The organism is Neolewinella litorea, assembly GCF_004803465.1.
Taxonomy (GTDB): Bacteria; Bacteroidota; Bacteroidia; order Chitinophagales; family Saprospiraceae; genus Neolewinella; species Neolewinella litorea.
Genome location: NZ_SRSF01000008.1, coordinates 79,253 through 105,774 on the forward strand (window position 1 = coordinate 79,253; position 26,522 = coordinate 105,774).

General features: G+C 62.1%; 16 protein-coding genes. 12 read left to right on the top strand and 4 right to left on the bottom strand.

Annotated features, from left to right (window positions below):
• The first annotated feature begins 236 nt into the window (after positions 1-236).
• Positions 237-1,838 carry a hypothetical protein gene (locus tag E4021_RS14815; RefSeq protein WP_136460155.1) on the top strand — a complete coding sequence of 534 codons (1,602 nt, stop codon included), beginning with the start codon at positions 237-239 and terminating at the stop codon, positions 1,836-1,838.
• Positions 1,839-1,912: 74 nt separating this feature from the next.
• Here E4021_RS14815 and E4021_RS14820 read toward each other — a convergent pair whose 3' ends face one another.
• The gene (locus tag E4021_RS14820) at positions 1,913-2,680 is read right to left on the bottom strand and encodes a hypothetical protein (RefSeq protein WP_136460156.1); all 768 of its coding nucleotides are present in this window, start codon (positions 2,678-2,680) and stop codon (positions 1,913-1,915) included.
• Between the two features lie 58 nt (positions 2,681-2,738).
• Here E4021_RS14820 and E4021_RS14825 point away from each other — a divergent pair, with 58 nt between their 5' ends.
• From E4021_RS14825 to E4021_RS14855, 7 genes are all read left to right on the top strand, one after another.
• Complete coding sequence (locus E4021_RS14825; RefSeq protein WP_136460157.1) at positions 2,739-4,688, top strand: helix-turn-helix and ligand-binding sensor domain-containing protein; 1,950 nt, start codon at positions 2,739-2,741, stop codon at positions 4,686-4,688.
• A gap of 434 nt (positions 4,689-5,122) precedes the next feature.
• Positions 5,123-8,185, top strand: coding sequence for a SusC/RagA family TonB-linked outer membrane protein (locus E4021_RS14830; protein ID WP_136460158.1), 3,063 nt, complete (start codon positions 5,123-5,125; stop codon positions 8,183-8,185).
• A gap of 11 nt (positions 8,186-8,196) precedes the next feature.
• Positions 8,197-9,666, top strand: coding sequence for a RagB/SusD family nutrient uptake outer membrane protein (locus E4021_RS14835; protein WP_136460159.1), 1,470 nt, complete (start codon positions 8,197-8,199; stop codon positions 9,664-9,666).
• Positions 9,667-9,689: 23 nt separating this feature from the next.
• On the top strand, positions 9,690-11,720 hold the full coding sequence (locus E4021_RS14840; RefSeq protein ID WP_136460160.1) for a PKD domain-containing protein: 2,031 nt from the start codon (positions 9,690-9,692) through the stop codon (positions 11,718-11,720).
• 80 nt (positions 11,721-11,800) lie between these two features.
• On the top strand, positions 11,801-13,456 hold the full coding sequence (locus E4021_RS14845) for a family 16 glycosylhydrolase (RefSeq protein ID WP_136460161.1): 1,656 nt from the start codon (positions 11,801-11,803) through the stop codon (positions 13,454-13,456).
• Between the two features lie 9 nt (positions 13,457-13,465).
• Positions 13,466-14,275: a glycoside hydrolase family 16 protein gene (locus E4021_RS14850; protein WP_136460162.1), complete on the top strand. Its 810-nt coding sequence runs from the start codon at positions 13,466-13,468 to the stop codon at positions 14,273-14,275.
• A gap of 28 nt (positions 14,276-14,303) precedes the next feature.
• On the top strand, positions 14,304-16,700 hold the full coding sequence (locus tag E4021_RS14855; RefSeq protein ID WP_136460163.1) for a T9SS type A sorting domain-containing protein: 2,397 nt from the start codon (positions 14,304-14,306) through the stop codon (positions 16,698-16,700).
• Between the two features lie 71 nt (positions 16,701-16,771).
• Here the strand turns inward: E4021_RS14855 and E4021_RS14860 are convergent, their stop codons facing one another.
• A complete protein-coding gene (locus tag E4021_RS14860; protein WP_136460164.1) occupies positions 16,772-17,263 on the bottom strand; it encodes a VOC family protein in 492 nt (163 codons plus the stop codon).
• 240 nt (positions 17,264-17,503) lie between these two features.
• Here E4021_RS14860 and E4021_RS14865 point away from each other — a divergent pair, with 240 nt between their 5' ends.
• Positions 17,504-18,079, top strand: coding sequence for a carbonic anhydrase (locus E4021_RS14865; RefSeq protein ID WP_136460165.1), 576 nt, complete (start codon positions 17,504-17,506; stop codon positions 18,077-18,079).
• Here E4021_RS14865 and E4021_RS14870 read toward each other — a convergent pair.
• Complete coding sequence (locus tag E4021_RS14870) at positions 18,076-19,371, bottom strand: tetratricopeptide repeat protein (protein ID WP_136460166.1); 1,296 nt, start codon at positions 19,369-19,371, stop codon at positions 18,076-18,078. The genes E4021_RS14865 and E4021_RS14870 overlap by 4 nt on opposite strands.
• A gap of 251 nt (positions 19,372-19,622) precedes the next feature.
• On the opposite strand from E4021_RS14870, the gene E4021_RS18160 reads away from it, so the two are divergent.
• Both E4021_RS18160 and E4021_RS14875 read left to right on the top strand, forming a co-directional pair.
• A complete protein-coding gene (locus E4021_RS18160; RefSeq protein ID WP_168797625.1) occupies positions 19,623-19,775 on the top strand; it encodes a hypothetical protein in 153 nt (50 codons plus the stop codon).
• Positions 19,776-20,426, top strand: coding sequence for a LytTR family DNA-binding domain-containing protein (locus E4021_RS14875; RefSeq protein ID WP_136460167.1), 651 nt, complete (start codon positions 19,776-19,778; stop codon positions 20,424-20,426).
• Between the two features lie 88 nt (positions 20,427-20,514).
• Here E4021_RS14875 and E4021_RS14880 read toward each other — a convergent pair whose 3' ends face one another.
• On the bottom strand, positions 20,515-22,872 hold the full coding sequence (locus E4021_RS14880; protein WP_136460168.1) for a glycoside hydrolase family 127 protein: 2,358 nt from the start codon (positions 22,870-22,872) through the stop codon (positions 20,515-20,517).
• A 304-nt stretch (positions 22,873-23,176) separates the two neighbouring features.
• Here E4021_RS14880 and E4021_RS14885 point away from each other — a divergent pair, with 304 nt between their 5' ends.
• Positions 23,177-26,308, top strand: a complete 3,132-nt coding sequence (locus tag E4021_RS14885) for a glycoside hydrolase family 2 TIM barrel-domain containing protein (RefSeq protein WP_136460169.1) — start codon at positions 23,177-23,179, stop codon at positions 26,306-26,308.
• The last annotated feature ends 214 nt before the right edge of the window (positions 26,309-26,522 follow it).

A 26,522-nucleotide genomic window follows, 5' to 3' on the forward strand; every position in this document is an offset into this window, starting at 1 on the left:
ACACCGTCCAACCGACCACCCGTTGGACGGTCCCCCCACCGTCCAACCGCTTAAGCCGTCCAACCGCTACCCACCCCCCACCACCACCCCGGTCCCGTTTACCGCCACGTTCCCTAGCTTAGCCTTTCCTTTCCCTTCGACCGGCCGCGTACTTGCGGTCCGGAGCCGAACGTTGTGTTGCTGCGACGCGGTCTACCACCCAGGGTGCCGCTCATCGTCTTTCCAAATCCTCCCCGATGCGCAATTACTCTTTGTCTATCCTCCTGCTGTCCTTACTACTGATGACCACCGCCCGGGCAACGGCCCAGGACGAAATCTTCGACGAGACGCAAGCCCGTACGCTGGACCTCGAGACCCGCGCCCCGGAACTCATCAACTTCAATTTCGGTCGCGAAATCCACAACGTGGAGGGGCTGAAGGACGGCACCTACACCACGACCATCGACGGCGTAAGTACCCTGACCACCAAGGGAACCCACATCGGGCAGGTCATCGTGTACGCCCGCCTGCTGGCCCCGAACGACACCACCATCTGGATGGATACGCCCGAGGTGCGCGGCTCCATTACCATCACGCCCATCCAGGACGACACCCGCATCGAGTCGAACAAGAAGACCTACCGCTTCAGCCGGGCCGACGCCTACAAGCAGATCTACCACATTACCCAGGAACCGGACGTCGACCAGGTGGAAGTGCGCTTCGCCTCCGAGGGCGGCTACTTCCTGGTGCACAACGTGGAGATCATTCCCTACTCCCCCACCGGCATTACCATCATCGAGAACCGCAAGCGCTATCAGAATGACCTGGCCGCCAAACCCACCCGCTACCGGCAGGTGAACGAAAACTACGTCGAGGAATTCCAGCGCATCGAGCAGTACCACCAGACGCTCAGCAACCTCATCAACCGCAACGAAAGCGCCGAACTGGCCTCGCTAAAGGCCAACAGCGCCAACCCCTTCACTTCCCCGGAATTCGTACGCTACTTCGAAGAGGTGGTCCAGAAGGCCAACACCGCCGACAAGGCGCAGCTGCAGGGACTACGGCAGGATATCTCGAAGTTCAAGTTCCAGGACGTGGCCCTGACCCTCGACAACCTGCTCCTCGGGGGGAAATTCGCCACGCTGATTTCCCTGGTCGGCAACGTCTTCGAGGGCATACAAACCGTCCAGATCACCCCCAACGAGGAGATGGACATCGTCAAGTACGCCGACCAGTACTACGCCCGTAGCGATAAGCGCAACAAGATCCAGTTCGAGCCCATCGAAGACCCCCTGGTGATCGAAAAGATCGAGCAACTGAGCGAAAAGAACCGCCAGTACCAGGACTACCTCAGCCACCTGCAGCAGTACATCGGCCAGGACCTCGACCTGCAGAACAAAATCAACCAGGACATCTCCCTCGCCAAAAAGCTGCGCGAGGAACTGGAATCGCTGGAATGGCAGATGCTGCAGCAATTCACGAAAAAGCCGCTGACCGACTTCATCGAGAACAACCGCATCAACTTCACCCAGGTCACCAACGAGTTCAACACGAACTTCCCCGCGGCCGAAGCCATCGATATCGAGACCATCGACGCCTTCGAGCAACAGCTCCAGCTAGCCACCAACAGCATCCTCATCGTGCGGGAAGACTACCAGCAGGTGCTGGCCAGCCTGAAAACTCACTACGAAACCCTGTATCTGCTGTACCCCAACCAGCGCATCGACGTATTCCAGGACCTCAACCTGCTCGACTCAAACCTCAAGCTCACCTGGAACAACAACCAGCGGGAAATCATCAAGCGCTACAACGGTAGCCAGTTGAACGTCCTGCTGGATTCCGCGCTGAACAGCCTCTAATCCCCCCTTCGCCGCGTGGCTGACGCACCGGCGTCGTACCTTCCGACGTTGGTAAGTCATCCATGCGCCTCTCGCTACTTGCATTTTGCCTGATCCTTTTGCACCTGCGCGCCGCCGCCCAGGAACTGCCCCCGGTGACCAGTTTCGAGCCGGAAACCTACGGCGCGGGCAGCCAGAACTGGATGATCAGCCAGGACGAGGACCTCTTCATCTACGTAGCCAACAACGAAGGACTGCTGGAGTACAACGGGGCACAGTGGTCGCGCTACCCCTCGGCGAACGAGTCCATCCTTCGCTCGGTGCAGGTAGCCGGCGACCGGATTTATACGGGCAGTTACATGGACTTCGGCTACTGGGAACGGCAGGCCGACGGGCAGTTGGAATACCGGAGCCTGACTGACCCCGTGGCCGGCCGCATCCTGCCCGACGAACAATTCTGGGACATCCTGGCCTACGGCGACGCCGTCGTCTTCCAGTCGCTCCAGCAATTCTTCCTGTACCGCCCGGCCACCGGAACCACCACCGTCATCCGGCCGCCCGGCGGGATCACCAATACCTTCCGGGTAGACAGCGAGCTCATCTTTACGGACCTGCGCGGGGGAATCTACCAGCTCGAGGGCGGGGGCATCGACACCCTGCTGGTGCCGGGCCGGGCACCCGGACAAGTCGTATACGTGTGGGAAGAGCAGGGCCAGTACCTCTTCCAGACCGACGCCGCCGGGGGGTACCGCCTCCTCGACGACGGAGCAATCGCTCCGCTGGACCGTTTCCCTTTTCTGCGCGACAAGCGCATCTACAGCGCCCTGGCCCTCCAGCGGGGGGGGGCACGCTTTCGGCACCATCTCCAGCGGCGTTTACCTAACCGACGCCGAGGGGCGGCTGACCTACCACCTCGATCAGGTGAACGGGCTGACCAACAACACCGTCCTGTCGCTCTTCCAGGACGCGCAGAGCAACATTTGGATAGGTTCCGACAACGGCCTGAACTGCATCAACCTGCCCTCACCCATCCGGAAATTTACCGATCGTACCGGCCGGATCGGCACGGTCTACGCCTCCGCCCGCCACGACGGTCGGCTGTACCTCGGCAGCAACCAGGGACTATTCGTACAGGAAAGCGACGGCTCGTTTACCCCTATCGCGGGCACGCGCGGACAGGTCTGGTCGCTATTCACCTACGACGGAGAGTTATTCTGCGGCCACGATTCCGGCACCTTCCTGGTCGGAGAGGGCGGTGCCCGACTGATCTCGCACGAGCCGGGTACCTGGACTTTCCAGACCGTAGCCGACCGCCCCGACCTTTTGCTGCAGGGAACCTATCGGGGGCTTTCGGTCCTGGAAAAGGGTGGGAACGGCTGGTCACTGCGCAACGCCGTCGACGGCTTCGACCTCTCGGCACGCTACCTCGTGTTGCAGCCGGGCCGGATCGCCTACGTTAGTCACGAATACCGCGGCATCTACGGCCTGCAACTCGACCCCGACTACCGGCGGGTTACGGAACGGATGGAATACGCCACGCCGGCCAAGGGCAAGAATGCCGGTCTGGTCGCCTTTCTGGATAGCGTGTACTACTACTCCCGGGAAGGGATTTTCGTGCTTGACGGGTTTCGGGAGGGCTTCAGGCGGTCCGACCCCCTGAGCGAGCAGCTTTCCGGCGCGGAGTACGTCTCGGGGCGCATGACGCCCACCGACGACCGGCTCTGGTTCGTGTCGGGGGCGGGGCTGGAATATTTCCACCAGGGTGCCCTGACGCAGTCGCTTACCCGCGTCACGGTCCCCCTTTCGGCCAACCTCATCGGCGCCCCACTCGGCTTTGAGAACATCTCACCCATCGGGCGCGACACCCTGCTGGTGGGCACCGCCAACGGCTATCTGGTACTGGCTCGGGCGGCCGTGCCCCTGCACCAGCACGAGCTGTACCTCACCGGGGTGCGTCAGGTTGGGAGCCAATCAACCGCCGCGTCCCTTCCCCTTACGGGCGGACAGCGCATTCCCTTCGCAGAGCGCAACCTGAGCTTTTCCTTCGCGGTCCCGGATTACAGCCGCTTCTTCCGCCCCCGGCTGCAGTACCGGCTGCGGGGAGTGAGCGACCGCTGGAGCGATTGGGCGGAGACCATGACCCTCGACTTCCCGGGGCTTTCCTACGGCGATTACGTGCTGGAAGTCCGCTCCCTGCTGGGCCGCCGCGCCTCCGAGAATACAATTACCTACCCCTTCACCATCCTGCGCCCGTGGTACGCCTCCTACCCCGCCCTGTTGTGCTACCTGCTGGGGGCGGCGGCGCTGGTGTACCTGCTGCACCGCTCCTATACCCGGTACTACCGGCGCAAGCAGCAACTGTGGCAGGAGGAGCAGGAAAGGGCCGTGGCCGCCCGCGAACGGCAGGCGGAACTGGAGCTCACCCGCCTGAACAACCAGCGGCTGCGCGAGGACATCGAGAGCAAAAACCGCGAGGCCGCCCTCTCCACCATGAACCTGGTGAAGAAAAACGAACTCTTGCAGCAGATCAAGGAAGAACTACTCGCCGCCCGCGACCCCCAGAAGAACATCCGCGAGGTCGTCAAGCAGATCGACCACAACATTGATGAGGCGGAAACCTGGGAACTCTTCCGCGACGCTTTCGAGAACGCCGACCGCGATTTCTTCCGTAAGATCAAGGACCTCCACCCCGACCTTACCCCCAACGATCTGAAACTGTGCGCTTACCTGCGGCTTAATCTCTCGTCCAAAGAAATCGCGCCCATGCTCAACATCTCCCCCCGCAGCGTGGAAGTGAAGCGCTACCGCATGCGCAAGAAGATGGGTCTCGAGCGGGATACGGGATTGACGGAATACATTATGGCGATATGAGCACGGCCGGGGCCCGCTCCTAGGTTGATTCCACACCCACACGTGGTACTCCACTCGTCCGATTTTCTCCAGGATCAGGCGATTCCGGCGGTTCACACCAGGAGATCAGTGGTGAGGTCTTCCTCTTTCCCTTTCAGTACATTATATGGCCATACGGCCGGGGGGGCGGCGGCGCGCAGGTGCCGTAATCCACCCGAATTCACCCCTGCATCACCTATACAACACCACAACAAGGGGTGTACTTCCTCGTCGGGTCGCAGACCATTATGCCCTGCAAGGTGGCTATATACCTGCGTTTCAGTGTAGTTACAGTTTTTGTAGGGGTGCAACGTTCTTTCAGTACGCCACAACGCAAGTAGTTTTGACGTGCACTCATAAGCATTGCTGCAATCCTCATAATATTCGGTTGCTGGCGATGCCTAACGTAAAGTCTCATGCATAGATACCTCTTATTACTACTTGTGCTCTGCGGCGCAAGTATCGGATTGACCGCCCAGTCGTTTATGGCTACCGGCACCATTACCGACGCCGAAAATGGCGACCCCCTTATCGGCGCCAGCGTCATCGTGGTTGAACCCAGTGGCACTGATGGGGTGCGGGGTACGGTAACGGATTTTGACGGTTCGTTTAGCATTCCCGACGTCGACCGCGGTACGGAGTTGCGCATCACCTATACCGGTTACCGGCCGACCACCGTGACGGTAGACAATAGCGATCCGCTCGCCATCGGCCTGGCACCTGACGTACAGGCCCTAGATGAGGTAGTAGTAATCGGTTACGGTACTCAGCAGAAGCGAAACGTTACCGGCGCGGTATCGACGGTAGATTCCGAGACCATCACCGACCTCAAGCCCATCAAGATCGAGCAGGCCCTGCAGGGCACGGTGGCCGGTGTTAACGTCACCACCCAGTCCGGTGCACCCGGCGCGGGACTCAATATTCGCATTCGCGGGGTATCCACGAATGGTCAAAATGCCCCGCTGGTGATCATAGATGGCTACCAGGGCGACCTCGGTACGCTAAACCCCTCGGACATTGAGACGATCACCGTGCTGAAGGACGCCCAGGCCGCCGTATACGGCACCATCGGCGCCAACGGCGTCATCCTGGTCACTACAAAAACGGGCAAGAAAAACCAGCCCGCCCGGTTGAGCTACAACACTTACGTGGGCACCCAGGAAAGTTCACGATCGCTCAACCTGCTCAACGCCACCGAGTACGCCCTGCTGCTCAACGAAGCCTACGCCGCCGGCGGCCAGCCCCTGCCCTACCCCGATGCCTCCAACCTGGGCTTCGGCACCGATTACCAGGCGGAAGTGTTCGGCAACGCGCCCATCATGAACCACGACCTGACCGTCTCAGGCGGCAGCGATCGGGTGACCTACTCCCTGGGCGGCTCCTTCCTCGACCAGGAGGGCATTGTCGGCGGAGAGAAGGCGGACTTCACCCGTAGCACCGGCCGGGTATCCCTTGGCCTGGACCTTACCCCTACCCTGAAACTGACGACAAACGCGATATATACAAACATCAACCGCCGCTCGCTCAGTGAGAACGGGCTCGGATCGGTCCTCTTCAACGCCCTGAACACGCCGCCTACCCTGCCCCTGCTCGACGAGGCCGGTGAATTCAGCCTGGTGCCCAGCACTACCGGACTCGGCATCGAGGTGATCAACCCCGTTGCGCAGATCGCCAACACCTTCAACGACTACGGCCTGAACAAACTGAACGGACAGGCCACCCTCGACTGGAAGGTGGTGGATGCCTTCACTCTCACCGGGCGCGTCGGCTTCAACACCGCCAACAGCGAAGGACGCAACTTCAACCGGCAGGTGAGCTACGGCGGCAAGGTATTCGACATCACCCGCAGCAGCGTCAACCAGAACGCCATCAACGATAACAACTACTCGCTGGACCTCTACGGTACCTACGACAAGGACCTCGGCGCCAACCACCACCTGACCGCCACGGCGGGCACTACAGTATTCCGGGAACTCGGTAACGGCCTGTTCGCCACGGGTTACGACGTGCCAAACAACGACTTCGGATTCGCCGACATCAGCCTTGCTACCGGCACCAGCCCGGAAGGTGCCCGCGACGTAGGCTCCTACTCCTACGACGAGCGCCGGTTGTCGTACTTCGGGCGTGTACAGTACAACTACGCGGAGCGCTACTTCCTAACGGCTATGTTGCGCCGCGACGCCTCAACCAAGTTCGGCCCCGAGAACCGCTCGGCGCTCTTCCCCTCCTTCACCGCCGGCTGGATCGCCGTGGAAGAAGGCACCCTGGGCGAGGCCAGCCCAATCGACCTGCTCAAACTGCGTATCAGCTACGGTATCCTGGGCAACGACCAGATCCTGAACAACGGATACATCGGCAGCCTGAGCGGCGAGGCCACCTACGTCTTCGACGGAGTGCTCGTCAACGGCACCGCCATCGGCGCCCTGCCCAATCCCGCCCTGCAGTGGGAGGAGGCCAAGAAGTTCAACGCCGGCTTCGACCTGAACCTGCTGGATTACAAACTGAGCGTCACGGCCGACTACTTCATCAACACCCGCGACAACCTGCTCATCAGCAACATCCCCGTCTCTGGCATCGTAGGTACGGCCGCACCCGGCAGCGCCGCCCCGACCGTCAACGCCGGCGCGGTACGCAACCAGGGCTTCGAACTGGCCCTCAACTACCGTGAGCGGCTGAGCAGCGATTGGCGCATCAACCTCAGCTACAACTTTACCACCCTCGACAACGAGGTATTGGAAGTGAACAACGGCACCGGCTTCATCGAGGGCGGCGGCTTCGGGGTCGGCCAGCTGGCCCCCTCGCGTATGGAGGTCGGCCTGCCCATCGGCTACTTTTACGGCTACCAGACCGACGGCATTTTCCAGAGCACGGACGAGATTGAGGGTGCCCCCTCCCAGATCGCCCTCGGCGCCGCCGCCCAGCCGGGTGACCTGCGCTACGTGGACATCAACGGCGACGGCGTCATCGACCCCAACGACCGCACCTACCTCGGCGACCCGATCGCCGACATGACCATGGGCTTCAACGCCCAGGTGGAATTCCGGCGCTTCGACTTCACGGCCTACGCCTTCGCTTCGCTCGGCAACGAGATCGTACGCAACTACGAGCGCGCGCTTTCCGACGTGAACCGCCTCGACTACTACCTCAACCGCTGGACCGGCCCCGGCACCACCAACGAAGTACCGCGGGTGACCACCGCCGCCACCTCCAACCGGGTCTTTTCCGACTTCTACGTGGAGGACGGTTCCTTCCTGCGCCTGCAGACCGTCACCCTCGGCTACACCCTGCCCCTGGGCATCAGCGGTCGTGAGAATACGAGTCTGCGGCTCTACTTCAGCGGCAACAACCTGTTTACCGCCTCCGAGTACCTCGGCTACGACCCCGCCGCCTCCAGCGGCTCGCCCATCGGCGGTGGTATCGACCTCGGCTTTTACCCCATCGCACGCTCCTTCCTCATCGGCGCCAACCTCAGCCTCTAACCACCCCGATTATGCACCGCAAGCAACTTAAATACTTCCTGTGGGCGCTGTTCGCCCTTCCCTTTACGGCCTGTGAGGAAGACTTCATCGGCCGGGACCCGGTCTACTCCATCGACTCGGAGAATTACTTTAATGCCCCCGGCGATTACGAGAATGCCCTGATCGCCGCCTACGACCTCCTGCAGCCGACCTACCTGAACGTCATGCTGGGGGAGATCGCCTCCGACAATACCCTGGCCGGCGGCGAAAGTGCCACGGATGTGATCGGTATCCAGCAGGTGGACAATATGATCCACACCCCCGTGAACGACCAGTTGGACAACATCTGGGACTGGATGTTTGCCGGCGTGAACCGCGCCAGCTTCATCCTGGAATTCCAGGACAAGATCGACTTTGAGGGCAAGGCCCAGATCCTCGCCGAGGCGCGCTTCCTGCGGGCCTACTACAATTTCGAACTGGTCAAGTGGTTCGGACCAATCCCCCTGAAGAACGACGCCCGCTTCAGCCTGGGCGATGAAACCACCATCCCCCGGTCGCCGGTACCGGAAGTATACGACGCCATCGAGGCCGATCTGATGGCCGCCATCCCCGACCTGGCCGCCACGCCCCCCCAGGTGGGACGCGTACCTAAGGCCGCCGCGCAGGCGCTGCTCGGCAAGGCTTACCTCTACCAGGAGGAATACGCCGCCGCCGCGCAGGTGCTGCAGGCCGTGATCAACTCCGGCAACTACAGTCTGTCCGATGACTACGACGGCATTTTCGAGCAGTCGGGCGAGAACGGTCCCGGATCCATCTTCGAGGTGCAGTACACCGACGCGGAAGGTGCCGGCTTCGGCTGCCTCCAGTGCAGCGAGGGCAACGTGGCCGTCGGTTTCAATGGCATCCGCAACTACGCCGGCCCCGTATTCGACGGCGGATTCAGCTTCAACGTGCCAACCCAGGAAGCCTACGAGGCCTACGAGCCCGGCGATGCCCGCCGCGAGGTGGCCATCCTGGACATCGAGGAATGGGCCGCGGAAACGGGTGCCTCCTACGGTACCGGCTACGAGCACACCGGCTACTTCAACCGCAAATACCTGGCCCGCAAGGGTGATTCCAACATCGGCGACCAGAACCTGACCAATCCCAATAACTACCGCGCCATCCGCTACGCGGACGTCCTCCTGATGGCCGCCGAGGCCCTCAACGCCATCGGGCAGGACGAGCTGGCCCGGGAGTACCTCAACCAGGTGCGCCGCCGCGCCTTCGGGGATACCGACCACGACATCAGCGCTTCCGGTGAAGCCCTGCGCGACTTCATCCTCCGCGAGCGGAGACTGGAGCTGCTGGGCGAAGGGCACCGCTTTTTTGACCTCGTCCGCACCGGCCGCGCCGCCGACGCCATCGAGGGCTTCCAGACCGGCAAGCACGAACGCTTCCCGGTACCCTTCCAAGAAATTCAGTTTTCCAACGGCAACTGGGTACAGAACCCCGGCTACTGATCCACCCGCCAAAATTTACAGTGATGCAACTGATGAAAGTATTTTCCTTCCTGTTTTTCGTTCTGCTGATGGCCGGGTGTAAAGACGAAATGTTTCTGCCGGCACTGGAAGACGCCGAGCTGCCCAGCGAATTGTCCCTGGACTTCTCCATTACCGGCGACAATACCGGTACCACCACCATCCGCCCTGGTGGACGTAGTGTGACCTCCTTCACCGTCGACTTCGGCGACGGGGGTTCGGCACCCGTCACCCTGGCCCCCGGTGAGGCCATCACCCACGTCTACGACGAAGGGGTGTACACCGTGTCGCTGGAAGCGATGAACATCAACGGGGAAACCACCACCTACAGCGAGGAACTGACCGTAAGCTTCCGGGCCCCGGAAAACCTGTCGGTCACCGTACTGCCCACGCCGGGTAATCCGCTGTCCATCGACGTTACCGCTACGGCCGACCTGGAAACCAATTTCCTGGCCTACTTCGGCGAAGACCCCGACGAAGACCCCGTTTCCTTTCAGGAAGGCGAGACCGTGAGCCACGAATACGGTTCCACCGGCACCTACGAAGTGCGGGTGGCGGCCCTCAGCGGCGGATCGGGCCGGGTAGAGGACACCGTCACGGTGGTAATCGACAACCCCGTACTGCTGCCCCTCACTTTTGAGGACGCGACAAAGACCTACGAATTCATCGGCTTCGGCGGCGCCAGTGCCGAAGTCGTCGACAACCCCGATGCCAGCGGCATCAACACCAGCGCCCGCGTGGGCAAGCTCAACAAGGGCGAGGGCTCGGAAGTCTGGGCAGGTTCCGTCTTTGAACTGGGTGCGCCCGTCGACTTCAGCGCAAGCCAGGAACTGAGCATGAAGGTGTGGTCGCCCCGGGCCGGCATCCCCGTACTGCTCAAACTCGAGAACGCCACCGACGGCGACATCTTCGCCGAGGTGACCGTCAATACCACCACGGCCAACCAGTGGGAGGAAGTGACCTTCGACTTCAGCGGCGCCGACCTCAGCCAGAGCTACTCCAAGCTGGTCCTCTTCTTCGACTTCGGCACCGCCGGAACTGGGGCCGACTACTACTTCGACGACGTCCGCCTCGCCGGCGAGCGCCCGAAACTGACCCTGCCCCTGACCTTCGAATCGGCCGACCTGACCTACGAATGGAACGGCTTCGGTGGAGCCACGGCGGAAATCATCGACAACCCCGACGCCAGCGGTATCAACATCAGCGGCCGCGTCGGCAAGCTCAACAAGAGCGAAGGCTCGGAAGTCTGGGCCGGCGCGGTGATCCAGTTGCCCCAGCCGATCGATTTTTCCAGCACTTCCCGGATTGCCGTCAAGGTATGGTCGCCGACCGCCGGCATCCCCGTCCTCTTCAAACTGGAGAACGCCACCGACCCCAACGTCTTCATCGAAGTGACCGCCACGACCACCGTAGCCAACCAGTGGGAGGAACTCACCTTCGACCTGAGCGGCGGTGACCTGAGCCAGGACTACTCCAAGGTGGTCCTCTTCTTCGACTTCGGCACCTCCGGAACCGGGGACGACTACTACTTCGACGACATCCGCCTGACCGGAGTCGACGCGCCCGCCGTACTCGCCCTGCCGCTGACTTTCGAATCGTCCGACCTGACCTACGCCTTCAGCGGCTTCGGCGGAGCATCGGCCGAAGTGATCGACAACCCCGACGCCAGCGGCATCAATACCAGCGACCGGGTGGTCGTCCTCAACAAGGGGGAAGGCTCGGAAGTCTGGGCTGGCGCCGTCATTCAGCTCACCCAGCCCATCGCCTTCGACGGCCAGCAGCTGGTAAAGGTGAAAGTTTGGTCGCCCAAGGCCAATATCCCCGTTCTTTTTAAACTGGAGAACGGAACCGACGGTAACGTCTTCCTCGAAGTGACCGCCAACACCACCGTAGCCAACCAGTGGGAGGAACTCACCTTCGACCTGAGTGCGGCCGACCTGACGCGCAACTACTCCAAGGTGGTTCTCTTCTTCGACTTCGGCACCGCCGGAACGGGAGCCGACTACTACTTCGACGACATCCGCCTGGCGCGGTAACCGACCACCCCTGCCTTCCAGCGTACCCACGGCACCCGCGGCCGCGCCCTGGAACCCTTACCACCAAGAAAAATTCAACCATGAAATTCCAATACCTACTGTTGCTGCTGGTCCTGAGCCTGACCGCCTGCAACCAGGAAGAATACGCCTTCGGCGACATCCGGGCACCCCGTAACCTGCAGATCGAGGTCGCCGTGGCCGGCCAGACCGCCGACACCCCCAACGGCGACGGCAGCGGCATCGTGGAGTTCACGGCCACCGCCGAGGACGCCATCACCTATAAATTCGTCTTCAGCGACGGCACCCAGGAGGTGGCCCCGAGCGGACAACTCACCAAACGCTTCACCCAGGTAGGCGTGAACACTTACGGAGTGACCGTGGTAGCCTCCGGAACGGGAGGCGTGGCCACCACCGCCAGCACGGAAGTGACCGTTGCCAGCACCTTCAGCGACGCCGAAGCCCTGCAACTGCTGACCGGCAACGGCACCAAGACCTGGTACTGGGCCGCCGACGAGCCGGGCCAACTGGGCGTAGGCCAGAACGACGGCGACGCCGAGAAGAACTACTTCGCCAACTACTACCAGGCCGCCCCCTTCGAAAAGGACGGCGCCGGTGAAAGCCAGTGCCTGTACGAGGACGAACTCGTCTTCAGCCGCCAGGGCGACCAGCTCTACTACGAATTGAACAACTTCGGACTGACCTACTTCAACGTTGCCTATCAGGACGTGGCCGGCGGTTCGCAGGGCTACGACTTCTGCTACGAGTACGACGTACAGGAGGACCCACAGCTGGTCACCCTCTCCCCTTCGGAGTCGGTGGTGGCAGCCAACGGCATTCCCGGCCAGACGCGGGGCACGGTCCTCAACTTCACCGAGGGTGGCTTCATGAGCTACTACATCGGCGCCACGCAGTACGAGATCCTCTCGCTCACCGACAACCGCCTGGTGGTTCGCGCCGTACAGGGCAACAACAGTGGCCTGGCGTGGTACCACATCTTCACCTCCACCAAGCCCGAACAGGGCGGCGGCGGAGAGGAGCCGGAGTTCAATGCCCTGGTATGGGCGGACGAATTCGACGGCACCCAACTGGCCGACACCTCCTGGAGCTACAATACCGGCACCGGTAACAACGGCTGGGGCAACAACGAATCGCAGTACTACACCGACCGCCCCGAAAATATCAGCGTATCCGACGGAACGCTGAAGATCACGGCGCAGCGCGAAAATTACCGCGGCTCCGACTTTACCTCCTCGCGCATCGTTACCGAAGACAAGTTTGAATTCACCTACGGCCGCGTCGAGATCCGCGCCAAGCTGCCCAGCGGTGGCGGCACCTGGCCGGCACTCTGGATGCTCGGTGCCGACTACCAGACCAACACCTGGCCCGGCTGCGGCGAGATCGACATCATGGAGCACGTGGGCAACCAGCAGAACCGCGTCTTCTCTTCCCTGCACTTCCCCGGCAACTCCGGCGGCAACGCCCGGACGGAGAGCACCCTGGTGGAGACGGCCTCTACCGACGCCCACGTGTACAAGGCCATCTGGTCGGAAAATACGATTCGCTTCTACGTCGACGACAACCTGTACCACACCTTCAACAACTCCGCCGACCTGCCCTTCAACAAGGACTTCTTCCTGATCTTCAACGTCGCCATGGGCGGCAACTTCGGGGGGAATATCGACGCGGGTTTCCAGGCGTCGACCATGGAGGTCGACTACGTACGGGTCTACCAGTAAGTGATGCGCATGAACCACCCATTCCTACTGCTCTCGGGCCTGGCCGCCGTCGCCCTGGCCCTGCCCGGCTGCTTCAACCTGGAGGCTACGGGCAAGACCCCCGCCCATCCCGACCGGGCACTGATCTGGTCGGATGAGTTCGACGGCGACGCCCTGGACACTACCGACTGGAACTTCGAGCTGGGCGACGGCTGTCCCAACCTCTGCGGATGGGGCAACGCCGAAAAACAGCTGTACACCCGGGAGAACCACCGGCTGGTGGACGGCCACCTCATCATCACCGTACGCAAGGAAGGGGAGGCGTATACCTCTACCCGAATTACGACGAAGGACAAGCGGGCGTTCAAGTACGGCCGCATCGAGACCCGCGCCAAACTGCCGGTGGGCCAGGGCCTCTGGCCGGCCTTCTGGATGCTCGGACAGAACATCGACGAGGTGGGCTGGCCCCGCTGCGGCGAGATCGACATTCTGGAGTATGTGGGCCGGGAACCCGGTCAGGTATTCACCACCCTGCACACCGAGGCCGCCCACGGCGATTCCGGCAACTCGAAGGTGAGCCGCTTTGCGGACATCGAGGAGGGGTTCCACCGTTTCGCCGCCGAATGGACCGAAAAGGAAATCTCCTTTTTCGTCGACGACCAGCTGGTGTACACCTTCAAGCCGGAAAGCTATACGGAGGCCGTGTGGCCGTTCGACCAACCATTCTATATCCTATTCAATCTCGCCGTCGGCGGAAATTTTGGAGGTCACAACGTGGACGATTCCGTCTTTCCGCAGGAGTACATCATCGACTACGTACGGGTGTACGCGGCGGAATAGATTCACTACTAACTTTTAAATCGATTCTATGAAATACTTGTACACGCTATTCTTCCTCTGCCTCTCGGCCGTGGCCCTGGCCCAGGTGCCGACTACCGCGCCACCCGCCCCGACCGTCGAGGCGTCGAAGGTGATCTCCCTGTTCAGTGATGCCTACACCGACGTGAGCGTCGATACCTGGCGTACCGACTGGAGCTCGGCCGAATTTAGCGACGTGGTCATCGCCGACAACGCGGTCAAACTCTACAGCAACCTGGATTTCGCGGGCATCGAAATGACCGGCGAGAACGCCCTCAACCTGATGGCCGCCGGCATGACCCACCTGCACATCGATTTCTGGTCCGCCAACAGCACCACCTTCCGCGTGAAGCTCGTGGACTTCGGCGGCGACGGATTCGACGGCGGAAACGACACCGAAAAGGAAGTCGTGCGCAGCCTGCCCCAGGGCGAATGGGTGAGCATCGATTACCCCCTGGCCGAATTCTCGGGCATGAATAAGGCCGACATCAGCCAGTTCATCATCTCCAGCCTGCCCGCCGGCGCCAGCGTAGTCTACCTCGACAACATCTTTTTCTACGAAGGTGAGGCCACCGGCACCGTCGACGGACCCACCGTAGCGGCCCCCACCCCCACACGCGACGCTGCCACCGTCGTCTCGCTGTTCAGCGATGCCTACACCGACGTGAGCGTCGATACCTGGCTTACGGAGTGGAGTTCGGCGAAGCTGAAGGACACCACGATCGCCGGTAACGCCGTCAAGCTCTACTACGATCTTGACTTTGCCGGCATCGAAATGACCGGCGAAAATGCCCTCGACCTGATGGCTGCCGGTATGACCCACCTGAACATCGACTTCTGGTCGCCCAACAGCACCACCTTCCGCGTGAAGTTGGTCGACTTCGGCGGCGACGGCTTCGACGGCGGTAACGACACCGACGCCGAAATCGCCCGCGAACTGCCCCAGGGCGAATGGGTTAGCCTGACGTACTCCCTGTCTAGTTTCGCCGGTCTCAATACGGACGACATCAGCCAGCTCATCATCTCGAGCCTGCCCGTAGGCTCCAGCATGGTCTACCTCGACAACATTTACTTCTACAGCGGCGGCCAGACGGGTGGAGGCGGCGCCCTCGACCTGCCGGTGACCTTCGAAGATGAAGCGGTCACCTATGGCCTGGTCGACTTTGGCGGTAACGTTTCCCAGGTCGTCACCGACCCCACCGATGAGGAGAACCACGTGGCCGAAACCACGAAGACCGCAGGTGCGGAAATCTGGGCCGGTACCACCCTCACCGTTGACGCAGGCGGCTCGCCGAACGATCCCGGCTTTGCCAATCCCCTCCCCTTCACCGCCGATGCTACTACCGTTTCGGTACGGGTATGGTCCCCGACCGCCGGAACCCCCATCCGTCTGAAGGTGGAAAACAGCGCGGACGTCACCGTCACTGTGGAAACCGAAGCCGTCACCACCGTCGCCATGGAATGGGAGACCCTGGTGTTTGACTTCGCCAACGAAGCTCCGGGTACGGCAGCCCTGAACCTCGCCGCCCGCTACAACAAAATGTCTATCTTCTTCAACTTCGGCACCCAGCCGGAAGAAGCGGCCACTTACTACTGGGACGACGTCTACTTCGGTGGCGAAAGCACCGGCGGGGGTGGCGGCGGCGGCGGAGCCGACGGTCCCACTACGGGGGCACCCGCTCCGGTACACGAAGGTGATGACATCATCAGCCTTTTCAGCGAAGCCTACAACGACGTGACGGTCGACACCTGGCGCACCGACTGGAGCAGCGCAGCCTATTCCGAGGTTTCCATCGACGGAAACGCTACCAAGCTTTACACCAACCTCGACTTCGCCGGCATCGAAACGGTAGGCGATAACGCCCTTGACCTGACCGGGATGACCCACCTCCACGTGGATTACTGGTCGGACGACCTGGATACCTTCCGCATCAAACTGGTCGACTTCGGCATGGACGGCTTCGACAACGGTACCGATACCGAATTCGAGATCCCCTTCCGCGTCACTAAAGGCGAGTGGGTGCGACTGGATATTCCGCTCGAAGACTTCGAGGGGATGAATCAGACCGACATTAACCAGTTCATCATCTCCGCCCTGCCCACGGGCAGCGGATCCGTCTACCTCGACAACATCTACTTCTACAACTCCACCACCGTTGCCAACGAGCTGCCTAAGGTGGGCGTCCTGTCGGCCTACCCCAACCCAGTCACTGACCGCGCGGTAATCACCGCTCCGGTACGGATGGAGTCGTTGGTACTGTTCGATGCTAACGGCCGCCTGCTGGCCGAGCATCGCCCCGGTGCCCTCCAGTACACCCTGCCGATGGAAAACCTCCGCCCCGGCATGTACGTGGCACTGGTCACCACGGCGGAAGGACAGTTTACGGTAAAGCTCCGTAAGCAGTAAGACCTGCGTTCTCTCACTTTGATTAAAGCCCTCCGGTCTTCCGACCGGGGGGCTTATTTTTTGGGGCCTGGCTATCCGGCGCTCAGCAGATCTTCCAGATCCAGGTGGCGGGTATACATCTCGATGCCGCCGTCGGGTTTGCGCGGCCACGTCTCCTGGGGGCGGTCCCAGTACAGTTCCACCCCGTTACCGTCGGGATCGTCCAAGTAGAGGGCTTCACTGACGCCGTGGTCCGCCGCCCCGGTGAGGGGATATTCCGCCTCCAGCAAACGGCGCAGCGCCGTGGCCAGATCCCGCCGCTCCGGATAGAGGATGGCCGTATGGAACAATCCCACGCCCTGCCGGGGAGCGGGGGGCGCACCAAGGCTCTGCCAGGTATTCAACCCGATGTGGTGGTGATAACCGCCCGCGGAAATAAAGGCAGCCTGACTGCCGTAACGCGTCGTCTCTTCAAAACCGAGCAGTCCGCAGTAGAAACCCAGGGCGCGTTCCAGGTCGGCCACCTTCAGGTGAACGTGCCCAATACGGGTGCGGGCGGGGATGCGGTAGGGTGTATCGGACATAGGTAGAGGGGATTGTGGCAGACCATTCGCCGGCGGCGCGCAGGTGCCGTGAACAGTCGTTCGAGCGATGAAGGACCATGAGCCAATCCGGCAAATAATCCGGGCTGAAGTGGCAGGTGGTGGAAATTTTCGCCGGTTCTTTCGCCGGATTAAGCTACGGGGTCTTTTCTTGCATTAAACATTTTCATCCGCATCCCTTTCTCAAAGGCACAGGAATCATATACTAAAGAAATACCCTTCATGACCATTGACCAAGTAATATCCCGCCTCCAGGAAGGCAATCAGCGCTTCGTATCCGACAAACTCGACGGCAAGCTGCAGAATTCCTCCCGCCGCAACGAACTCACTTCCGGCCAAAACCCCTACGCCATCGTGCTCAGTTGCGCCGACAGCCGCGTGGTGCCCGAACTGGCCTTCGACACCGGCATTGGTGAGATTTTCGTCGTGCGCGTGGCCGGCAACATTGCCAACACCTCCTCCATTGCCAGCATTGAATACGCGGTCGCTCACATCGGCAGCCCCGTAGTCGTAGTGCTCGGCCACGAAAGCTGCGGCGCCGTTACGGCTGCCCTGCAGGGAGGCGACAACGGCTACAACCTCAACCACCTGACCGCCCACATCAAGCCGGCCATCAAGGCCTCGGCTGACGGCGCCTCCGTCAACGAAGTGGTCAAGGAAAACGCTCGCCTCACGGCCCGCGAACTGCAGGAACGCAGCAGCATCATCCGCCAGGCCGTGGCCGACGGAAAGGTCAAGATCGTTCCCGCCTACTACAACCTCCACTCCGGCGAGGTCGAAATGCTGGAAACGGCCTAATCCAACTGCCGCAGATACGCCGATAACCGCGCTTCCAGATTACCCTGCCGCGCCAGGAACTGGAAGCGCGGATCGGTGTAAATGACCGACAGGTCAATCGGCGTGATCCGGTAGGCCCGGGCCAGGGCCTGCAAGGACTCCTCCGCCCGCTCCTGCAGGGAGTAATATTTGGCCATCTGAACCAGGGCAAGACTTTTATCGGCCGGAGTAACGGCCATCCCCATGGCCCGCTGCAAGTACTCGATTCCGTCCTGGGGGCGCCCGGCCTGGGCGTAGACCAGTCCGACTTCCGATACCGCGACTACGCTGCGCGGAAGGTAGGTTAGTACCGAATCCAGGTGTACCAGCGCCTGGGAATAGCGCTTGCGGGCCAGGGCTTCATCCTTGGCAATCCAGAAATCAAGTACCACATTGGAGTATTCACCGCTGAGGGTGGTGGGTACCGGAGGCCCGTCTACCGCACTGACCACCTCCAGGGTGTAGTCGCGCCAGTCGAAGGTGCAGGCCAGGAACAGGTCGGGATCGGTCGGCGCGCCCCATTCGCTGCGGTCGACGCCGTCGCCGTAGTAAACCCGGTACCACTTGCCGTCGACGGGAATTTCCACCCACACTTCATTCTCCCGCACCTCGCCGTAACTGAGCACCTTTCCCGACACAACCCGGTGCGGCACGTCCAGGTACTGCAGGGCCAACGACAGCAGCAGGTGCTTCCGCCGCGGCGTGGTGCGCCGGCGATAGAGGTCGGCCAGCAAGGGTTGACCGTAATCGAATTCATCCGTGCTGCGTACCGTCTTGACCCGCCGCCCCAGCCGGCGGACGAGCCGGTCGACGTCGGCCACCGTGGTATCACTGGCGTTGAGGGTACTCAGTTCGGTCTGCCGGGCATCCTCCCGGTTCAGCGGGGGGATGATGTAGGGCTCGTCGCTGCGGTCCGCGGGCCAGGCAAATGATTTGGCAGGTCCCTGCAGCAGACTGTCGCCGTCCCAGGCGGGTACCGGATCGACCTGCACGCGGTAGCTGAAGTGCAGACTGTCGGCCTCCGTCAGTCGGTTCAGGTTCCAGCGGTAGGCACCCTGCTCACCCCGCCCGGGGCGGGCGGCGGGCGGTTGGGAGAGCACCACCTGGCTGACGGTCTGCCGGTCGTTATTACGCGGTAAGCGGGCATACAGGGTAGCCTCGGTCACGGGAACGCCATCGGGAAGGTAGAGGGTCTCCCGAACGGAGTACACCGATTGGCCCGGGAGGGAAGCGGCGAAAAACAGGGTAAGGAGCAGGACGACAACGATGCGCAAGGCGGTGGGGGGCTTTGCCGACAAAGATAGTACCCTCCCTATTCCGTGAATTAGGGATGACCCAAGTTCACCTTCATGCCACCCCAAATCCAGGACACTCCCGCTTTCCCCCAACTGCGGTGGCCCTACTGTTCGCCGTCCTGACCGGCCTATGTCTGCTGGTCATGCTGCAGGACGTCCTGCACGCCGGACGGTTGGGGTATGACTACTACTGATCGGAATCCGGGCTCTTCGGAGCCTTCTGGCTGTTGATGTTTTCTTTCTTTCCGCTGCTGCGCTGGCTGTGCCGGCGGGGGTGCCCGCGGCAGTACCCTTTGCCGCTGGTCGTCGCCGGGGCGGTAGCGGTTACGGCCTGCCTACACTTTCTGCTTTTCCCCGCCCTGGTGTACGGCTGGTCCACCTGAGTGCTGGGTTCCCCCTTCCCTTACGGCCGGAGCCTGGGCTACCTGCTGGCCACGAACCTCTACGGCTGTCTGCTGGGGTACGGCATCCTCACGGTTTTCATCCTGTGGGGCGGAACCACCCTACCCGGCACGCAAGCCGACGCAGCCCCGGCACCCGCGGTCGCGCCCACCCTCAGCGTCAAGATAGGCGGGCTAACGACCCTACTTCCCGTGGCCGACCTGCGCTACGCCCTCGCGGAAAAGCCCTACGTGGCCCTGCACACCGCGGACCGAAAGTACCTGGTCAGTGAATCGCTGAACGAACTGGCCGGCCGGCTGTCCCCCCACGGCTTCGTGCGCGTGCACAAATCCTCCGTGGTACGGCTGTCTGCCATAACCGGCTACCTATCCCGCCGCAACGGCGACTACGACCTGGCACTGGAGGGCGGGCGGACGCAGCGCTTGAGCCGGCATTACCTCGAAGCTTTTGTCGCGGCGGTGGCGGCGAACACGGGTGGGCAAAAAGGGTACACGGGTCAGCAAACCCAAGCTGCCCGCCTGACGCTGCTGGTATACGCCAACGGTAACGTGATCGGCAATTGGGTGGATTCGCCGCCGACTCCGGAACGCTTCGCCCGAGTGAGCGCGCGGATGCGGGGCGGGGCATACTAGCCTTCCCCGGCAGTGAGCAGTTCTATGGTGTGGATTTCCGCGACCGGCAGCGGTGGGTTCCGCACCTATAGCAAGGAGACCGTCTGGTTCATTCCCTCAGCAGGCGCACATCGTAGATAGCAGCCGTGGCGGACCCCGCATGCGCCCGGAAGCTCACCCGGAACCCGTCTGGTTTGTCCAGCCCGGCGGGCAGGGCATATTCCTCGCTGTAGAATATCGGTCCGCGATCGCCGGCGGGGCGGACGGTGGCCACCTTGGTATTGCCGACAAAAAGGTCAAAGGCGTAATCGGTATCGGATCCGTAATAAGTAACGCGCAGTCGGTCGGCCGTTTCGGAGTGATCCCGCAGGGTGTAGGCAAAGCGGTCGCGGGCCCTGCGCCAGTGCCGGCCGTCGCGGGTACCGCTCTCGGTCATGGTGCCGGTGTAGTCATGTTCCACTTCGGGTTGCTGCTCGCCGGGGCTGACACGGTCGACCGTCCGCTCGTCCAGCCGTCGGCTTTCGGCCTCCTCCCGCTGCTGTAATTTCCGCCACGCGTCCAGGGTTTCCCGGTCGGTAACCCTCCAGTAGATCACGTAGCGGGTATCGTGTACCCGGTAGAAAGGAATTAGGGCCCGTTGCGACACTGTGGCCGGATAAATGACGTCGGGGGCCGCCAAACCGAGCGGAGTGCCCGCAATGATCTGAAACGCTTCGGCAATCTCCCGGGGGTCGTGCCCCACCAGCACCGGCGCGTCGCTGAGCGGCCGGGTGGGGCCGGCGGCCACGTGGCCCATGCGGGAGTCGTCGGCGATGAGACCGTCCAGGTCGGTGGAGGAGGTGGGGGCGGCCATCACCAGGGGGCCGTGCACCACGGCGTACCACGCACTCCCGTCGGGCAAGCCCTCCAGGGTAGTGTGCATAGGCAATTCCCACTCGATGCGGTCGCCGACCCGCCATTCCCGCCGGATCGTCACGTAACCGCTACCGGTGCCCGCCACCGGTTCGCCGTTGACGGTAGCCCGTAGTCGCCCGTCGGTGGCCCACTCCGGCCGGCGCAGCAACACCGTGAACGGTCCGGCCGGGGCCGCCTTGATCGTCAGGCTGCTGCCGGCTTCATCCGGGAAGGTATTGCGTTGGCTGACGCGCAGCCCCCGCTCCGGCCAGTCGAGCGTGGAGGGAATGAACAGGTTGACCAGCAGACTGTCGGGACCGTGGTGGGCGTAGATCAGTTCTCCGTACTTGGTGTGGTTCTCCAGTCCCGACCCTACGCAGCACCAGAAGGACTGCTGAGGCGAGGAATACACCCGGTAGTGATCGGGTCGCATGGGCGTGAAGTAGACCAGTCCGCCGTGTTCCGGGTGCTGCGAGGCCAGGATGTGGTTGTAGAGCGCGCGTTCGTAGTAGGCCAGGTAACGGGCGTCGCCCTCCGCTTCGTAGAGCTGCCGGCTCAGGCGGAGCATATTGTAGGTGTTGCAGGTTTCGGGGCCCTGCACGTCCTCGATCATGGCCGAGAAGTCGTCGGCGGAGTGAAAATGTTCCCGTACGCTGTTCCCGCCGATGGCCACGGTGCGCTCGGCGACCACCGTCTCCCAGAAGTCGCGGGCCGCCCGGTGCCAGCTGCTGTCGCCGCTGAGCTTGGCGATGCGTTCGTAGCCGATCACCTTCGGGATCTGGGTGTTGGCGTGCAGGCCCGTCAGGCGACTTTCGCCGGCTAAGAGGGGGTCCAGCAGTTCACGGTCGGAGAAGCGCCGGGCCAGTTCCAGGAACTTGTCGTCGCCGGTCACGGCCGCGAGGTCGGCGAAGGACTCGTTCATCCCCCCCGGTTCGGCGTACACGATCCGTTGCAGTTGCTCATCCGTCAACGGTGCCAGCAGCGCATACGCCCACTCGCCCAGGGCAACGAACATTTTCCCCGCCCGCTCACTCCCCGCGTACTGCCAGGCGTCGCGCAGGCCGGCGAAGGTCTTGTGCAGGTTATACCAGGGCACCCACTTGCCGTTGAGCGAGAAGCGTTCTGCCTCGATCTCTCCCGCCGCCAGTTCCGGCCAGATGTCGCGGCCGCCGGGAACGCCCCCGAGGTAGCCGTCGCCGCCGGCTTTTTGGGCCCGTTCCAGCCCGTCCAGCATGTATTCCAGTCGGGCGCGTACCGTGTCCGTCCCCGTAGCGGCGTAAAGCATGGCCAGGGCCGAGACGTAGTGTCCGCCCACGTGACCGCCCAGTCCCGAGGCTTCCCAATTGCCGTAGCCCGGTTGGCGGGGCGTCAATCCTGCTTCCTGCAGGTAGGGCGCGAGCAGGCGATCCGGGTCCAGCGCCAGCAGATAATCGCGGTCGCGCTCCTCGGCGTTCAGGAACGGACTTTCCTCCAGCCGTACCGCGGAGAGGGGGAACAGTTGGGGGCCGCCGTGCTGGGCGCACAAGCGTGATCCACACAGGAGGAGAAAGGCTACGAGACCGGCGTACTTCATATTTGTTATCGTGACATTTAAAGGTAGTGGTTTCCCATCCTTTCCCGTCGAAAGCTTCCGGAGGGCGCGGCCGCGGGTGCCGGGCCGGGGGGTAAGTGCCTTATCCGTCGGTAACCACGGCCCCGGCTGCACGGGCAAAACGGCACCCGCGCGCCGCCGCCCTCCGTTGGACGGGAGTGGATCGGACGGACGCGACGCGGACATATTCAGGAGTAGCGCGTGAGAAAGGCGGTTACCAGCCCGGAAATGGGGTGGAGAAGTAGTGCGGCACTTTGTATGTTGCCACTTCAACCGTTTGAAACTTATGCCTTACTTCCTGTTTGCTTGCCTTTTCCTTCTGCTGCCCGTCCTGACTTCCGCGCAGGACCACCCGGAATGGGAGGATCCGGATGTGTTTCAGATCAACCGGGAATACCCCCACGCCTCCTTTTACCGCTACCCTACCGCCGAGGCGGCCCGGGCGCAGGAGGGTTACCAGGCTTCGCCCCTGTACCGGAGCCTGAACGGTACCTGGAAATTCAACTGGGTGAAGATGCCCTCTGACCGGCCGGTATTCTTCTACCGCACCGACTACGATGATTCCGGCTGGGACGACATCCCCGTCCCCGCCAACTGGGAACTGGAGGGCCACGGCACCCCGATCTACACCAACATCGTTTACCCCTTCCCGGTCAATCCGCCCTTCATCGACCACGACGACAACCCCGTGGGCAGCTACCGCCGCACCTTCACCGTGCCCGACGATTGGGCGGACCAGGAGATCTACTTGCACTTCGGTGGCGTCAGCTCTGCCTTCTACCTCTGGGTGAACGGCGAACGGGTGGGCTACAGCGAGGGCAGCAAGACCCCGGCTGAATTCCGGATCACCCATTACCTCCAGCCGGGCGAGAACACCCTGGCCGTGGAAGTCTACCGCTGGTCGGACGCCAGCTATCTTGAAGACCAGGACTTCTGGCGGCTCAGCGGGATCGACCGCGAGGTATACCTCTACGCTACGCCCAAAGTCACCCTGCGCGACTTCCGGGTAGTGGCAGCCCTCGATACCGTCGACTACCGCGACGGTCGGTTGGACCTCACGCTCGACTACCGCAACACTACCGGATCGGTGAGCGACGACCTTACGGTGCGGGCCGTGCTCTACGACGGCGACGATACGGTGCTCGAGTTCACCCGGCCCCTCCACGTGGCCATCGGTGCCGGTAGCCTGTCCTTTTCCGGAGAGGTGCCCGCCGCAAAACCTTGGACGGCCGAAACCCCCAACCTGTATACGCTGGTGATCAGTCTGCAGGACTCGGCCGGCCAAACGATCGAGGCGACCAGCTCCCGTGTGGGCTTCCGGACCATCGAGATCCGCAACAACCAATTCCTGGTCAACGGGGTGCCCGTGTACCTGAAAGGCGTGAACCTGCACGACCACGACCCGGTGACGGGTCACGTGATCACCGAGGAGCTGACCCGGCAGGACATGGAGCGCATGAAGGAGTACAACATCAACGCCATCCGCTGCAGCCACTACCCAAAGAACGACTTCTTCTACCGCATGTGTGACGAGTACGGATTCTACGTGGTGGACGAGGCCAATATAGAGACCCACGGGATGGGCACCACCAATCAGGGGCTGGACGACAACTACGAGGGGCAGGCCGTACACCCCGCCTACCTGCCGGAATGGAAGGCGATGCACCTGGACCGGACGGTGCGCATGTACGAACGCGACAAAAACTTCCCGAGCATCGTCACCTGGTCGCTCGGCAACGAGGCCGGCAACGGGGAAAACTTTTACGTCACCTACTCCTGGCTCAAGAAATACGACCCCACCCGTCCGGTACAGTACGAGGGTGCCACCCGGTACGAGAATACTGACATCCAGGCTCCCATGTACGCCCGCATCAGCGACCTGATCGAGTACGCCGAGAACGACCCCAAGCGCCCACTGATCCTGTGCGAATACGCCCACGCCATGGGCAACAGCGTCGGCAACCTCCAGGACTACTGGGATGTCATCGAACGCTACGACGTACTGCAGGGGGGCTTCATCTGGGACTGGGTAGACCAGGGGCTCGCCGCCCGCACCCCGGAGGGCGTGCCCTACTTCGCCTACGGAGGTGACCTTGGGGGGCAGTACCTGCAGAACGACCGCAACTTCAACCTCAACGGGTTGGTCAACCCGGACCGCTCCCCCCACCCCGCCCTGCACGAGGTGAAGAAGGTGTACCAGTACCTCAAGTTTCCCGCCTTCGAGGCCGGCACCGGCCAGCTCACCGTATACAACGGTTACGACTTCATCGACCTCTCACGCTTCGACCTGTACTGGAGCCTGCTGGCCGACGGCGTGGAGGTAGCCTCCGGCGACCTGCCCACGCTCGCCCTGGCCGCCCATCAGGATACCACCCTCAGCCTTCAGCTACCCGAGCAAGAAAGCGGCCGCGAATACTACCTCCGCGTGGGTGCCCGACTGAACCGGTCCGAACCCCTGCTGCAAGCGGGTCACGTAGTGGCCACCGAGGAATTCCAGTTGTCAAAAGCCCCCCTGGCGCAGCTCACCCCCGGTGGGGACGCGACGCTCCGCATGACGGATGACGCAAACACCGTGACCCTGACCGGCGAAGCGTTCACTGCGTCCTTCGATAAGGAGAGCGGACAGCTCTACCTACTCGACTACGGAGAGGGGAACGTGCTGCAAGCCCCCCTGAAGCCCAATTTCTGGCGGGCACCCATCGACAACGACTACGGCTACGGCATGCCGCGCGACGCGCACGTTTGGAAGCGAGCCAGCCAGGAACAGCACTTGCAAGGATTTCGGGTCACCCCCTGCGAAACCAACCGGCAATGCGTCACGGCCCGGTACGGACTGGAGGGTACGGGCGGCACGGTGGAGATCAGCTATACCTTCAATGCCGCCGGAGAAGTACAGGTAACGAACCGGCTGCGGGGCGTCGACCGTGAACTGCCCCCCCTTCCCCGCCTGGGCAACACCTTCATCCTGAAACCCGCCTACGATGCCGTGACCTACTACGGGCGCGGGCCGATGGAAAATTACCAGGATCGGAACAACGCCGCTCTCGTAGGTCGCTATCAGGCCCGGGTCGGCGACCTTAAGTACGACTACATCCGGCCCCAGGAAAACGGCTACCGGACGGACGTCCGCGAGGTAAAATTCCTCAATGCAGCGGGCAAGGGCATCGCGGTCAGGGCCGACAGGGAACTGATCGGTTTCAACGCCCACCACCAATTGAACAGCGACTTCGACGAAGGGAAAGAAAAGATCCAGCGCCACACCTACGACGTCCCGGTGCGCCGCCTGGTGATGGTCAACATCGACTACAAGCAATCCGGCGTGGGCGGCGACGACAGCTGGGGGGCAAAACCCCACCCGCAGTATACCGTGCCGCCGAAGGACTACACCTATAGTTTCCTGATCTCGCCCGTCCGCTGACCTTCAATTTTACGCGACTGGTAACGCCACCCTCCTACGGGAAAGGGGAGGGATGCTGGTATGCGAAAACCTCAAATATGGGAACTTCAGATTCGTCATCCGACGAACGGCAGGCACGAATGGCCATACGTACAATTGTCACGGGGACGACATTTTAGACCTCTCTTGCCCTATTTCTCCTTTTTCTTCGAACATCCATTGTTAAAACACCCAG

Coding starts and splice junctions, on each gene's coding strand:
- E4021_RS14835 (WP_136460159.1), top strand. CDS start 8,197: ATGCACCGCAAGCAACTTAAATACTTCCTGTGGGCGCTGTTCGCCCTT.
- E4021_RS14830 (WP_136460158.1), top strand. CDS start 5,123: ATGCATAGATACCTCTTATTACTACTTGTGCTCTGCGGCGCAAGTATC.
- E4021_RS14860 (WP_136460164.1), bottom strand. CDS start 17,263: ATGTCCGATACACCCTACCGCATCCCCGCCCGCACCCGTATTGGGCAC.
- E4021_RS14855 (WP_136460163.1), top strand. CDS start 14,304: ATGAAATACTTGTACACGCTATTCTTCCTCTGCCTCTCGGCCGTGGCC.
- E4021_RS14820 (WP_136460156.1), bottom strand. CDS start 2,680: ATGGTGCCGAAAGCGTGCCCCCCCCCGCTGGAGGGCCAGGGCGCTGTA.
- E4021_RS18160 (WP_168797625.1), top strand. CDS start 19,623: ATGTTTTCTTTCTTTCCGCTGCTGCGCTGGCTGTGCCGGCGGGGGTGC.
- E4021_RS14840 (WP_136460160.1), top strand. CDS start 9,690: ATGCAACTGATGAAAGTATTTTCCTTCCTGTTTTTCGTTCTGCTGATG.
- E4021_RS14880 (WP_136460168.1), bottom strand. CDS start 22,872: ATGAAGTACGCCGGTCTCGTAGCCTTTCTCCTCCTGTGTGGATCACGC.
- E4021_RS14885 (WP_136460169.1), top strand. CDS start 23,177: ATGCCTTACTTCCTGTTTGCTTGCCTTTTCCTTCTGCTGCCCGTCCTG.
- E4021_RS14865 (WP_136460165.1), top strand. CDS start 17,504: ATGACCATTGACCAAGTAATATCCCGCCTCCAGGAAGGCAATCAGCGC.
- E4021_RS14845 (WP_136460161.1), top strand. CDS start 11,801: ATGAAATTCCAATACCTACTGTTGCTGCTGGTCCTGAGCCTGACCGCC.
- E4021_RS14815 (WP_136460155.1), top strand. CDS start 237: ATGCGCAATTACTCTTTGTCTATCCTCCTGCTGTCCTTACTACTGATG.
- E4021_RS14850 (WP_136460162.1), top strand. CDS start 13,466: ATGAACCACCCATTCCTACTGCTCTCGGGCCTGGCCGCCGTCGCCCTG.